Source organism: Acidovorax sp. LjRoot204 (assembly GCF_056175785.1).
In genome coordinates this window covers 1-12,504 of record NZ_JBGFFF010000130.1, presented here as the reverse complement: position 1 = coordinate 12,504, position 12,504 = coordinate 1, and the positions used below count along the sequence as shown (strand labels likewise).

The following is a 12,504-nucleotide window of genomic DNA, read 5'->3' as shown; positions in this document are numbered from 1 at the left end:
GCCGTGGGCCTGGCCGCCACGGTGGCGCAAGACGTGGTGCCCGCTGCCGCCACGCTGGCCCCGGCCGCGCAGCGCGGGCGCATGGTGGGCACGGTGATGACGGGGTTGCTGCTGGGCATCTTGCTGTCGCGCGTGGTCAGCGGCTTTGTGGCGCAGCAGTGGGGATGGCGCACGGTGTATGTGGCGGCGGCGGTGGCCATTGCGCTGCTGACGGTGGCGGTGTGGCGCGGGCTGCCGCGCTTTGCGCCCACCACGCAGCTGGGCTATGGCGCGCTGATCGGCTCGATGGTGGCGCTGTGGCGCCAGCACGCAGCGCTGCGCCGTGCGGCCTGGGCGCAGGGGCTGCTGGCCGTGGGCTTTAGCGCGTTCTGGTCCACGCTGGCGGTGATGTTGCACAGCCAGTTCAACCTGGGCACGGCAGCGGCAGGTGCGTTTGGCCTGGCCGGGGCTGCGGGTGCACTGGCTGCCCCACTGGCCGGGCGCCTGGCCGACAAGCGTGGGCCCGAGGTGGTGACGCGCTATGGCGCCGGGCTGGCCGCCGTGTCGTTTGCGGTGATGGCGCTGGCGCCACTGCTGCCTGCGCAGGCCCAGCTGGGCTTGATTGTGGTCAGTGCCATCGGCTTTGACTTTGGCGTGCAGGCCACACTGGTGGCGCACCAGACCATCGTGTACGGCATCGACCCTGCAGCGCGCAGCCGGCTCAATGCGCTGCTGTTCACCGGCATGTTCATCGGCATGTCGGCCGGGGCGGCGCTGGGCAGCCTGGCGCTGGCACAGTGGGGCTGGCTGGGGGTGGTGGGCTTGGCCACCGTGGGGTCGCTGGCGGCGCTGGCGGTGCGCATGGGGCGCCGCCGGGGCTGATTTGGGGTGAAATATGGCTGTAGCGCTAGTGAATCAAGCGCTGGAAGCTATCAAAAAAAGAGCGACCCTAGGGTCGCTCTTTTTGTTGGCTGCGGGGTTGCGGTGCTTTGCTGTGCACCGGCCCGTCGGCGGTGGGCCTGCGCGGGCTCAGGCCTTCTTTACCTCAATGTGGTACAGCCCCCAGGGGCACAGGCCAAAGCGTTCCTTCACGGGCTTGTCCTTGAAGGCGGGCAGCACGTCCGCGTCGTACACGGCCCACTGCGGGCCCAGGCCGCCCAGGGCCATGGGTTGGCCGTCGACGTGGGTGGCGACGATCATGCGGTAGGCCTGGGCGTCGGCCATGCTGATGTTGACGTTGTAGCCGTCCACCGCGCGCAGGCCCAGTTGCACGGGGCTGCCCGCTGCCACACCGGCGGCGGCCAGCACGGTGGTGAGCAGGGGGCCCTTGAGGGTGTGGGGCTTGCTGTCGTATTCGAGCGTGGGCTTGATGGTGACGGCGGGCATGCGCGCCAGCGCGGCGGCGTCCAGCGCGAAGGCCTTGTCAAACTGGATGCCGTGTTTGCCCATCATCTGGTCGATGGTGGTGTCCAGCGCGCCGCGGTTGGACTGGGTGATGGCGCCGCTGATGGTGAGCAGCGTGGGGCCGCTGGGGGCCTTGGCCGGCGTGGCGGCGTGGCTGCTGCCCGTGGCGGTCCACAGGCCTGCCAGGCCCATGCCGGTGGCGACGAAGTTGCGCTTGTTCATGCTCATGGGAGGGTCCTCCTTGATGGAAATCAGGGGCGCATGGTAAGCGCAAGCGGTGCTCCCCGCCACGCGAAAAGTGGCACGGGGTGTGGCGGCGGCGGCGGGGGTTGTACGTGTCAGGCCGCCTTGTCGATCGCGAAGGGGCGCAGCACGTTTTTGAAGCTGCGGTCCCACAGGGGCGCCACTTGCGCGGGGCCGTCGAACACGCCCAGCTGCAAAAAGGTGTCGGCCACCGCCTGGTGGCCTTGCACCACGGCGTCGTCCACGGGGCGCAGGTCGTAGTCGGTGCTGCGGCTGTTCCACAGCTCGATCAGGTCGCCCACGGGCACGCGGGTTTCGGCCGACTGGGCCCGGGCGTAGTCCAGGTAGTTGCCGTTGGCCCACTGGTAAGCGCGGCGCAGGCGAAGCAGGTAGTTGCTGATGGCGGCGTGGCGCGCGGGGTCGTCCACCGCGCGCGGGTTGGCATAGATGGGAAAGTTGCCCGACAGGTAGCCCACGCCGGTCTTGATCACGCGGGCGCCGTAGCGCAGCCGTGCCAGCTGGCCGTTGTAGCCGTAGATGGCCCAGGCGTCGAGGTCGCCCCGGTCAAAGGCCGACAGCCCATCGGCCGGGGTGAGGTTGATGGCCGTGATGTCGGCAAACGACAAGCCCGCTTCGGCCAGCTGCTTGCTCAGGTAGTAATGCGAGGTGGTGGCGCGCACATAGCCCACGCGTTTGCCTTTCAGGTCGGCAATGCGCTGGATGGGGGCGTCTTTGCGGGCCAGGGTGACCTGGTTGTTCAGGTCTTCGCGCACCACAGCAATGAAGCGCACCTGCGCTTTCTGCCGCGCTGCAAACAGGGCGGGGATCTCGCTGCCCGAGCCCAGGTCCAGCGCGTCGCCGTTCAGGGCCTCGATGTGCAGCACGCCGTTGTTCAGCTCGCGCCATTCGATGCGGTAGGGCGTTTTGCCCTGGCCCGATGCGGCAATGAGCGCGCGCCACAGGCCCTTGTAGGTGCCAATGCGCAGCGTGACCTTGGACAGGTCGGGCGTGCCGGGCGATGCCGCCAGTGCGGGTACACCCGCTGTGGCCGCCCATGCGGCGGCGCCCAGACCGGTTTGGAGGAGATGGCGGCGGTTCAGTGAAGGAGGGGTATGGGGCATGGCAGGCTGGTGTGTGGATCGGTGTGTCAAGCCACAAGGTTCCAACAAGCCCGGCGGCAGCGCAAAGACCATTGCGTAGCATCGATATGCGGCAAACGCAGCACCCACCGTGGTGCATGCGAAAACCGCATGTGGTCACGCGGATTTCTTCGTTGGCGCGGGGCGGGGGCGCCCCTATGGTGGGCGGGTTCGTTTCTCTTTCGTCCACCTCACCGATCTGGAAAGCCGCCGCCCATGTCTGCCGTCCTCAAGCCCCTGCCCGCCACCGACCTCGCCCGCAACCCCACGCCGCAGCGCAAGGACTGGTTTGATGCGCCCAGCCCGCGCCCCACGGTGCAGGCCGAGCGCCGCTACCGGCAGGAGAACCTGGCCGTGGCCTTTCGGCTGTTTGCACAGCAGGGGTTTGACTACGGGCTGGCAGGCCACATCACTGCGCGCGACCCGGAGTGGACGGACCACTTCTGGGTGAACCCGCTGGGCGTGCATTTTTCGCAGATCAAGGTGTCCGACCTGCTGCTGGTGAACGCGGCAGGCGAGATCGTCATCGGCCAGGGCCCGCTGAACCGCGCGGCGTTTGCCATCCACGCGGCGTTGCACGAGACGCGGCCCGACATCATTGCTGCGGCCCACACCCATTCCACATACGGCAAAGCGTGGTCTGCGCTGGGCCGCAAGCTCGACCCGCTGACGCAGGACTCGTGTATCTTCTATGAAGACCACGCGCTGTTCGACGACTTCACGGGGGTGGTGCTGGAGACGGACGAGGGCTTTCGCATTGGCAAGGCGCTGGGGGCGCAGAAGGCGGTGATCCTGCAGAACCACGGCATCCTGACKGCGGGCCCSWCGGTGGAGGCSGCSGCGTGGTGGTACATCGCGCTGGAGAACGCCTGCCAGGCCCAGCTGCTGGCCGAGGCGGCGGGCACTCCCCAACCCATTCGCCATGAGACCGCGCAGCACACGCATGCACAGATCGGCGGGCCCGGCGGCGCGCAGTTTGCCTTCAGGAGCCTGTTCGACATCCTTGTGCGGCAGCAGCCCGAGGTGCTGCAATGAACGCGCCGCTGACCTGGGGGCAGGTGGCGCGCACGCTGGCGGCGGAGTTTGCCGAGCGCGCCGTGGCGCACGACCGGGACGGGAGTTTTCCGCACCAGAACTTTGCCGACCTGCAGCAGGCCGGCCTGCTGGCGCTGGCCGCGCTGCGCACGCTGGGCGGGCAGGGCGCGTCGGCCGCGCAATTAGGCGAGGTGATTGGCGCGGTGGGCCAGGGCTGCCCGGCCACGGCGCTGGTGCTGACCATGCAGTACATCCAGCAGCGCGGCATGGGGCGGCCCGGCTCRCCCTGGCCGCAGGCGCTGGCCCGGCAGCTGGTGCACGAGTCGCACAACGAGGTGTCGCTCATCAACGCGCTGCGCGTGGAGCCCGAGCTGGGCTCGCCCGCACGTGGCGGCCTGCCTGCCACGGTGGCGCGGCATACGGCCGAGGGCTGGCGCATCAGCGGGCACAAGGTCTATTCGACCGGCGCGCCCATCCTGCGCTGGTACGTGGTGTGGGCCCGCACCGATGAAGAGGTGCCGCGCGTGGGCTCATTCCTGGTGCGGGCCGGTTCGCCCGGCATCCGTATCGACGCCACCTGGGACCACCTGGGCCTGCGCGCCAGCGGCAGCCACGATGTGATCCTGCAAGACGTGCTGACCCCCCACGACCACGCGCTGGATGTGCGCCTGCCGCAGGACTGGGCCCGTGGCGAGCCCGCCATGCTGGCCGAGATGACGGTGATGCTGGGCGCGCTGTACACCGGCGTGGCCCGCGCGGCGCGCGACTGGGTGGTGCGCTTTCTGCGCGGGCGCACGCCCGCCAACCTGGGCGCACCCCTGTCCAGCCTGCCGCGCGCCCAGGAGGCCGTGGGCCGCATCGAGGCCCTGCTGCTCACCAACGACCGGCTGATCGCCAGCGTGGCGCATGACCTGGACACCGGCACCTTGGTGCCTGCGGTGGACAGCGGCCTCGTCAAAACCGTGGCCACGCAGAACGCCATCGACGTGGTGCAGGCGGCGCTGCAGCTGTCCAGCAACCACGGCCTGGCACGCAAAAACCCGCTGGAGCGCCACCTGCGCGACGTGCTGTGTGGCCGTGTGCACACCCCGCAGGAGGACAGCGCCCACATTGCCGCAGGCCGCCGCGCGCTGGACCTGGGCTGAGACGGTGAGAACGGATACGCCATGAATGCCGTGCTGGCCCCCCGCCCCCTGGTGGTGTTGAACCAGACCGGTGCCGAGACCGATGCCCTGGTAGCCGCAGCGGGCTTGCCCGTGGCCCTGGCCGACGATGCCGCTGTGCCTGCCTGGGAGCGCGCCGCTGATGCCGATGTGCTGTTCACCGGCCCGCGCAATGGCTGGCGCAATGCGCCCGCGCAGCCCCCGGCGGGCTGGCCGGGGGGCCTGCAGTGGGTGCATGTGGCGTCGGCGGGCATCGATTTCTTTCCGCCTTGGTTGCTGCAGGTGCCGCTGGTGACATGTTCACGCGGTGTGGCGGCTGTGCCCATTGCCGAATATGTGATCACGGCGCTGCTGGCACACCAGCGCGACTGGGACACACTGCGCGTGCAAGGGGCCGACCCATGGCGTGAGACCTTTGCGCGGGTGGACCAGCACCTGCCCGGCACCCTGCAGGGCCGCACGCTGGGCATTGCGGGCTATGGCGCCATTGGCCGCGCGGTGGCCGTGCGTGCACAGGCGCTGGGCATGCAGGTGGTGGCGCTGCGGCGTGGGGGTGCGCCGGTGGATGGAGGGGGTGAAGGCGTGCAGGCGGTGGGCTCCATCGAGCAGCTGCTGGCGGCATCTGACCACCTGGTGCTGGCCCTGCCCATCACCGCCCAGACCTACCACCTCATCAACGCGGCCACGCTGGCCCATGCGCGGCCGGGGCTGCACCTGGTGAACATTGCGCGCGGCGCCCTGGTGGACCAGCAGGCACTGCTGCATGCGCTGGATGCGGGCCGCCTGTCGGGCGCCACGCTGGATGTGACCGACCCCGAGCCTTTGCCCGACGGCCACCCTCTGTACCACCACCCGCGTGTGCGCATCACGCCGCATGTGTCGTGGGCCGCACAAGGAGCTGCGGAGGTGACGGCGCGCAAGTTTGTGGACAACCTGCAGCGCTTTGTGGTCGGGCTGCCGCTGCACGACGTGGTGGACAGGGAGCGCGGCTACTGAGCGCCGCAGGCCAGCGGGCCACCCCACCCACACCCCGCGCGCGCATGCGAAAACCGCATATGGATGCTTGCAAGCCTTCGTTGGCGCCGCGTGGGGTGGGTGATGCAATGAATGCCGAATCAACCTTGCCTTCATTGACCACACCATGCTGCGCCGCCAATTCCACCATCTGCTGACCGCCTCGGTCGCTGCCAGTTCATTCCTGTCGCCCGTCCTCACCCATGCCCAAACCTCGTCGCGCGTGCTGCTGCGTGCGGGCGACCAGAAGGGTGGGCTGCAGGCGCTGCTGGACGCAGCGGGCGAGCTCAAGAACCTGCCCTACGACATCAAGTGGAGCGAGTTCCCGGCGGCTGCGCCGCTGGCCGAGGCGCTCAACGCCAACGCGGTGGACTTTGGCCCCATTGGCGATGCGCCGCTGCTGTTCACGCTGGCGGCGGGCAGCCGGGTCAAGGCGTTTGCGGCCAGCCGCTCAGATGCCTACGGCACGGCCGTGCTGGTGGCGCCCCACTCGCCGCTCAAGACGGCGGCCGACCTCAAGGGCAAGAGCATTGCCACCAACCGGGGCTCCATCGGCCATCTGGTCACCCTCAAGGCGCTGGAGTCGGCAGGCCTCAAGGCCGACGATGTGCAGCTGCGCTTCATCCCGCCGCCAGACGCCAAGCTSGCGCTSACGCAGGGCTCGGTCGATGCCTGGGCCACSTGGGAGCCCTACACCGCGCTGGCCGAGRYCAGCSGCCATGCGCGCGTGCTGGTCAGCGGCCGGGGCCTGTGGTCGGGCCTGAGCTTTCTGGCGGCCACCGATGCGGCCCTGGCAGAAAAGCGTGCAGCGCTGGCGGACTTCAAGGAGCGCGTGGCGCGTGCGCAGGTGTGGTCGTACCAGAACGCCAAGCCGTTTGGCCAGTCGCTGGCGCGCATCGTGGGCATTCCGGCCGATGCGGCGCAGCTGCAGTTTGAGCGCCGCGCCACCCGCTGGCRGGACATCGACGCCCAGGTGCTGGCCGACCAGCAGAAGACGGCCGACTTTTATCTGGCGGCAGGCCTCATCAAGCAGAGGCTGGATGTGCGGGGCACGTTCGACACCAGTTTCAATGTGGGCAAGGGCTGAGGACGGCTGCTCCCGACCGTTCGCCGTTCGGCATTCGCCGTTTGCAGTCCGTCCGTCCCGGTGGGCGTTGGGCGGGTTGATGCGCTGGATGTCGTTCGCCAACCATCAACGGAACGCGCTGGTGTGTCCAACGCGCCCCTCCCTGACCTTGAGCCACCGGGGTGCATGCCACCCCGCGCCAGCAACCTTGCGCTGGCCGCACCACAATCGGGTCATATGACCTCTTCTTCGACGATGCTGCGGGTGATCAGCCTGGCAGCCTTTTGCAGCATGGCTTCCATGCGTGTCTGCGACCCGATGCTGGTGTCCCTGGCGCGCGAGTTTTCTGTCACCACGGGCGATGCGTCGGCCGTCATCGCGGCGTTTGCCGTGTCTTATGGCGTGCTGCAGTTGTTCTATGGCCCCCTGGGCGACCGGCTGGGCAAGGTGCGCGTGGTGATTGGCGCCACGTTTGCCTGTGCGCTCTTCAGCGGCGTGACGGCGCTGGCGCCCACGCTGCCGGTGCTGGTGGCGGCGCGGGCTGCCATGGGGGCGTCGGCGGCAGGCATCATCCCGCTGTCGATGGCATGGATTGGCGACAACGTGCCGTACGAGCAGCGGCAGGAGACCCTGGCGCAGCTGATGGTGGCCACGGTGTCGGGGATGATGGCCGGGCAGTGGTTTGGCGGCTTTGCGGTCGAGGCGCTGGGCTGGCGGGCTGCGTTTGTGGTGCTGTCGCTGCTGTTTTTGACCGCCGCCAGCCTGCTGTGGCGGCAAGCCCGCGCCATGGCGGCCAGCACGCCGGCACCTGCGGCTGGCAGTGCGGTGCCGCCCGCGTTTTCGCTGTCGGCGTACCTGGCCAACACGGCCGCGCTGCTGCGAATGCCCAGGGTGCGCTGGGTGCTGACCGTGGTGGCGGTGGAGGGCGCCCTGGCCTTTGGCACGCTGGCTTTTGTGCCCGCACGCATGGTGGACGGGTTTGGGCTGTCGGCCTCGGCGGCCGGCGGGGTGATGGTGCTGTATGGAGTGGGCGGGCTCATCTACAGCCTGCTGGCGCGCCGCTGGCTGGCGCTGCTGGGTGAGCGGGGCCTGGCGCTGATGGGTGCGTCGCTGATCGCCGCCGGGCTATTGCTGCTGGCCTGGGGGCCGGTGGCGGCCTGGGGGGTGCTGGGCTGCTTCTTTGCCGGGGTGGGGTTTTACATGCTGCACAACACGCTGCAGGTGCAGGCCACGCAGATGGCGCCCGAGGCCCGGGGCACGGCGGTCACGCTGTTTGCGTGCCTGCTGTTCCTGGGGCAATCGCTGGGCGTGCTGCTGGTGGCGGCCAGTGTGGACCGGGGCTGGATCGCGCCCGTGTTCTCGGTGGCGGCACTGGGGGTGCTGGTGCTGGGCGCGCTGGTGTCGCGCAAGGTGAATGGCCGGGTGGCGGTGCCCGCGGGAGCGTAGTCTGGAGTCGGCCGCACCGTGCAAATAACTTTGATGTCTTATTACTTTATTTTTTGATAGTTTGATTCTTTATGGCGCAATAGTACATTCCCTGATCTTTGTGTCTTTTGGGGCCGAACCCGCGCCGCCCGGCGTGTGGCGGCCCTTTGTGTTTCATGATCGAACTACGGGGTATCACCCAAACCTACCAGGGCTCACAAGGCCCGGTCGAGGCGCTCAAGGGCATCGACCTCACCATCCAGCCGGGCGAAGTGTTCGGCATCATCGGCAAGAGCGGCGCGGGCAAAAGCTCGCTGGTGCGGGTGATCAACCTGCTCAATCGGCCCACCACGGGCCAGGTCATCGTGGGCGGGCAGGACCTGACCCAGCTGAACGACGCGCAGCTGCGCGAGGCGCGCCGCGAGATCGGCATGGTGTTCCAGCACTTCAACCTGCTGTCGTCACGCACCGTGTTTGACAACGCCGCGCTGCCGCTGGAGCTGGCGGGCATGGACAAGGCCGCCATCCGCGAGCGTGTGAACCCGCTGCTGGAGCTGGTGGGCCTGTCGGCCCTGGCCGACCGCTATCCGGCGCAGATCAGCGGCGGGCAAAAGCAGCGTGTGGGCATTGCGCGTGCGCTGGCCAGCCGCCCCAAGGTGCTGCTGAGCGACGAGGCCACCTCGGCGCTGGACCCGGAGACCACGCGCTCCATCCTCGACCTGCTGCGCCAGGTCAACCGCGAGCTGGGCCTGACGGTGGTGCTCATCACGCACCAGATGCAGGTCATCAAGCAGGTGGCCGACCGCGTGGCCGTGATCGAGGCCGGCCGCATCGTGGAGCAGGGCCGGGTACTGGACGTGTTCACCCGCCCGCAGCAGGCCATCACCAAGAGCCTGATCGACGAGATCCTGCCGCAAGAGCTGCCCGCCAGCGTGCTGGACCATGTGCGCAAGCTGGCAGGCCAGCTGAGCGCAGGACGAACCGGCCAGCTGCTGCGCCTGTCGTACGCCGGGGACAGCGCTTACCAGCCCATCCTGTCGCAGCTGATCCGCCAGTTTGGCGTGGACATGAGCATCCTGCACGGGCAAGTGGATGAGATCCAGGACGAAACCTTTGGCTCGCTGGCCGTGTACGCCAGTGGCGAGGCCGAGAGCGTGCGGGGCGCCGTGGCACACCTGCGCGCGGGCGGGGTCGAGGTGGAAGAAGTGGCCGTGGCCGGTTAAGAGGGAGCACACATCATGTTCAACAACTTCACGCCAGCCATGCTGGATCTGTTTGCTTCGTCGCTGTGGGAGACGCTCATCATGGTCGGCATCTCCGGCCTGGTGGGCGGCTTGCTGGGGGTGCCGCTGGGCGTGTTCCTGCGCCTGACCGATGACGGCGGGGTGCTGGAGAACGGCCCCGTCAACAAGCTGGTGGGCTGGCTGGTCAACGCCGTGCGGTCCACGCCCTTCATCATCCTGCTGGTGGCCATCATCCCGTTCACGCGGCTCATCACCGGCTCGTCCATCGGCACGGCCGCAGCCGTGGTGCCACTGACCATTGCCGCTGCCCCGTTTGTGGCCCGCCTGGTCGAGGCCGCGCTGCGCGAGGTGGACCACGGCCTGGTCGAAGCCGCGCAGGCCATGGGTGCCACCACCAGCCAGATCGTGTGGAAGGTGCTGCTGCCCGAGGCTCTGCCCGGCATCGTGGCGGGCCTGACCATCACGTTCGTGAGCCTGACCGGCTACTCGGCCATGGCCGGAGCCATTGGCGGCGGCGGCCTGGGCGACCTGGGCATCCGCTACGGCTATCAGCGCTTTCTGCCCGAGATCATGCTGGCCGTGGTGCTGGTGCTGATCTTCTTTGTGCAGGCCGTGCAAAGCCTGGGCGACTGGGCGGTGCGCAAGCTGAGCCACCGTTGAGCGGTGAATGGTTTGCTATTGAATCAATAGCTGCTAGCGCATGATTCACTAGCGCTGGCGGCCTGTTTGGCTTCAAACCCACGCGGGGAGGCACTGCGGGGGGCTCTGCGCTGGTCCTGGCTCTCTCGCACCCTCTAGGAGAGGTGCAGAAGCCAATCTCAGCCCGGCACCCGGTAGTGGTAGCCGTAGGCCGTCTTGAACCCCATCGATTCATACAGCCGCAGCGCAGGCGTGTTCTGCGCCCGCACCTGCAGGTAGGCGCTGGTTGCACCGGCCTCCATGCCCCAGTGCAGCAGCGCTTGCACAAGCGCGCGCCCGCGTCCGCCGCCCCGGTGTTCAGGCGCCACAGCCAGGTCGTACAGGCCCACCGCGCCGCGCTCCAGCACCGCCAGGCCAAAGCCCACGGCATGGCCCTGGGCGTCGTGTTGCAGCGCATAGCCCACCGGGTGGGCGATGGCGTCGAGGATGCTGCGGTGCAGGTTGCGGTGGTGCGGCGCCACGCCGTTGGCCGCCGCAAAGCCTTCCAGCCACGCGGGCGATGGCGAGGCGCTGACCACGGTGCTGCCATCGGGCCGGGGCACCGAGCCCGGCGCCAGCGGCCGGTGCAGGACCAGCGAGGGGTCGAAATGCTGGTAGCCCGCGTCCGCCAGCTCCTGGTCGGCCTCGGCCGGGGCCAGGGGGGAGATGCGGAAGACGGCGGGCAACCCATGCCGCGCATACAGCGCCGCCGCCGCCTCGCGCACGCCGTCAAACGGCGCGCCGGGCACCAGCGCGTTGACCGAGTTGGCGCGCTTGGTGTAGCCGCCCGACAGCCGGAACACCCAGCCCCGGTGAAATACCGTCTGGTGCGCGGGCCAGGCGTTGAAGGCGCGTTCTTCCAGCGCGCGGACGAGGGCTGCGGGGGCGGTGTTGGCGATGGAGGCGGCGGTGTCGGTCATCGCAGGTTTATACCAACCCACCTTGACCATTCACCTCGCCCGCCACCCTGTGCGACAACTCTGTGCAACTGCTCTTGGCCACTCGGTCAGTCGGTGGTGATCTTGTTGTCTGCCACCAGCTTGGCAAAACGTGCGGTGTCGGCCGCAATCTGCTCGGCCATCTGCGCCGGGGTGTTGCCGATGGGTTCGGCGCCAATGTCGTGCATGCGCTTTTGAAAGTCCGGCGATTGGATGACCTTGACCATTTCGGTGTTCAGCCGCGCCACCACATCGGCGGGCGTGCGGGCGGGGGCCAGCACACCAAACCAGGTGCCGATGTCAAAGCCCGCAAAGCCGCTTTCTTGCAGTGTGGGCACATCGGGCAGGGTGGACGAGCGCTTGGCCGTGGTCACCGCCAGGGCGCGCAGCTTGCCCGCCTTGATGTGCGGCAGCACGGGGGTGACGGTGTCGAACGACATCGACACCTGCCCGCCCAGCAGGTCGGTGGTGAGCGGGCCGCTGCCCTTGTAGGGCACATGCAGCAGGGGCTGGCCGATGGACGTGGCGAACTGCGTGCCGATCAGGTGCTGCGCCGTGCCCGCGCCGTTGGAGCCGTAGGAGAACTTGTTGGGCGTGGCCTTGATCAGCGCCACCAGCTCCTTCACGTCCTTGGCGGGCGTGGCCGCGCTCACGGCCAGCACGTTGGGCACCAGCGCCACGGTGGTGATGGGTGCAAAACTCTTTTGAAAGTCGTAGTTGAGCTTTTTGTACACGCTCGTTGCAATGGTGTGGTGCACCGCGCCCATCAGCAGCGTGTAGCCGTCGGCAGGSGCCTTGGCCACGTAGTCGGCCCCGATGGTGGCGCCCGCGCCGCCCCGGTTTTCCACGATCACGGGCTGGCCCAGGGCTGTGCCCAGTTTTTCGCCCAGCGCGCGTGYCAGCACATCGGTAGTGCCGCCCGCTGCAAAGGGCACAACGATGGTGACGGGCTTGGCCGGCCAGGCCTGCGCGTGCGCCGGTGCGCTGGGCAGGGCACAGGCAGCGCCAGCCAGGGCGGCCAGCGCCAGCAGGTGGTGGCGGCGTGTGGAGGGCGTTGTGGGCGGCGTTGACGGTGGGTGGTGGGGGGTTGCAATGCGTGGCATGGTTGTCTCCGTTGGGTTGTGTTTCTTGTGGTTGCTGGGCTAGGGACGTCGGTGCATGGCGTCAGCCCGTGGC

General features: G+C 68.7%; 12 protein-coding genes. 8 read left to right on the top strand and 4 right to left on the bottom strand.

Going from position 1 to position 12,504, the window contains the following annotated elements:
• A partial coding sequence (locus AC04MI_RS19035; protein WP_476498429.1) for an MFS transporter occupies positions 1-861 on the top strand: 861 nt, incomplete at its 5' end.
• 147 nt (positions 862-1,008) lie between these two features.
• Here AC04MI_RS19035 and AC04MI_RS19030 read toward each other — a convergent pair.
• Both AC04MI_RS19030 and AC04MI_RS19025 read right to left on the bottom strand, forming a co-directional pair.
• Positions 1,009-1,605 (bottom strand): putative pterin-binding protein, encoded by a 597-nt coding sequence (locus AC04MI_RS19030; protein ID WP_436078677.1) that lies wholly within the window; start codon positions 1,603-1,605, stop codon positions 1,009-1,011.
• A gap of 116 nt (positions 1,606-1,721) precedes the next feature.
• On the bottom strand, positions 1,722-2,747 hold the full coding sequence (locus tag AC04MI_RS19025) for an ABC transporter substrate-binding protein (RefSeq protein ID WP_436078623.1): 1,026 nt from the start codon (positions 2,745-2,747) through the stop codon (positions 1,722-1,724).
• 234 nt (positions 2,748-2,981) lie between these two features.
• Here AC04MI_RS19025 and AC04MI_RS19020 point away from each other — a divergent pair, with 234 nt between their 5' ends.
• The 7 genes from AC04MI_RS19020 to AC04MI_RS18990 all read left to right on the top strand — a co-directional run bounded on the left by AC04MI_RS19020 (position 2,982) and on the right by AC04MI_RS18990 (position 10,372).
• Positions 2,982-3,800: a class II aldolase/adducin family protein gene (locus AC04MI_RS19020; RefSeq protein WP_476498428.1), complete on the top strand. Its 819-nt coding sequence runs from the start codon at positions 2,982-2,984 to the stop codon at positions 3,798-3,800.
• Positions 3,797-4,945: an acyl-CoA dehydrogenase family protein gene (locus AC04MI_RS19015; protein WP_436078625.1), complete on the top strand. Its 1,149-nt coding sequence runs from the start codon at positions 3,797-3,799 to the stop codon at positions 4,943-4,945. Before AC04MI_RS19020 ends, AC04MI_RS19015 begins: the two co-directional genes overlap by 4 nt.
• A 21-nt stretch (positions 4,946-4,966) precedes the next feature.
• A complete protein-coding gene (locus AC04MI_RS19010; protein WP_436078626.1) occupies positions 4,967-5,959 on the top strand; it encodes an NAD(P)-dependent oxidoreductase in 993 nt (330 codons plus the stop codon).
• Between the two features lie 145 nt (positions 5,960-6,104).
• A complete protein-coding gene (locus AC04MI_RS19005; protein ID WP_476498427.1) occupies positions 6,105-7,064 on the top strand; it encodes an ABC transporter substrate-binding protein in 960 nt (319 codons plus the stop codon).
• Between the two features lie 216 nt (positions 7,065-7,280).
• A complete protein-coding gene (locus AC04MI_RS19000; RefSeq protein ID WP_436078627.1) occupies positions 7,281-8,489 on the top strand; it encodes an MFS transporter in 1,209 nt (402 codons plus the stop codon).
• 155 nt (positions 8,490-8,644) lie between these two features.
• Positions 8,645-9,691: a methionine ABC transporter ATP-binding protein gene (locus AC04MI_RS18995; protein WP_056744393.1), complete on the top strand. Its 1,047-nt coding sequence runs from the start codon at positions 8,645-8,647 to the stop codon at positions 9,689-9,691.
• Positions 9,692-9,706: 15 nt separating this feature from the next.
• Positions 9,707-10,372 (top strand): methionine ABC transporter permease, encoded by a 666-nt coding sequence (locus tag AC04MI_RS18990; RefSeq protein ID WP_056067588.1) that lies wholly within the window; start codon positions 9,707-9,709, stop codon positions 10,370-10,372.
• A 158-nt stretch (positions 10,373-10,530) separates the two neighbouring features.
• On the opposite strand, the gene AC04MI_RS18985 is transcribed toward AC04MI_RS18990, so the two are convergent.
• On the bottom strand, positions 10,531-11,310 hold the full coding sequence (locus tag AC04MI_RS18985) for a GNAT family N-acetyltransferase (RefSeq protein WP_436078628.1): 780 nt from the start codon (positions 11,308-11,310) through the stop codon (positions 10,531-10,533).
• An 86-nt stretch (positions 11,311-11,396) separates the two neighbouring features.
• Complete coding sequence (locus AC04MI_RS18980; protein ID WP_476498426.1) at positions 11,397-12,431, bottom strand: Bug family tripartite tricarboxylate transporter substrate binding protein; 1,035 nt, start codon at positions 12,429-12,431, stop codon at positions 11,397-11,399.
• Positions 12,432-12,504 lie beyond the last annotated feature (73 nt).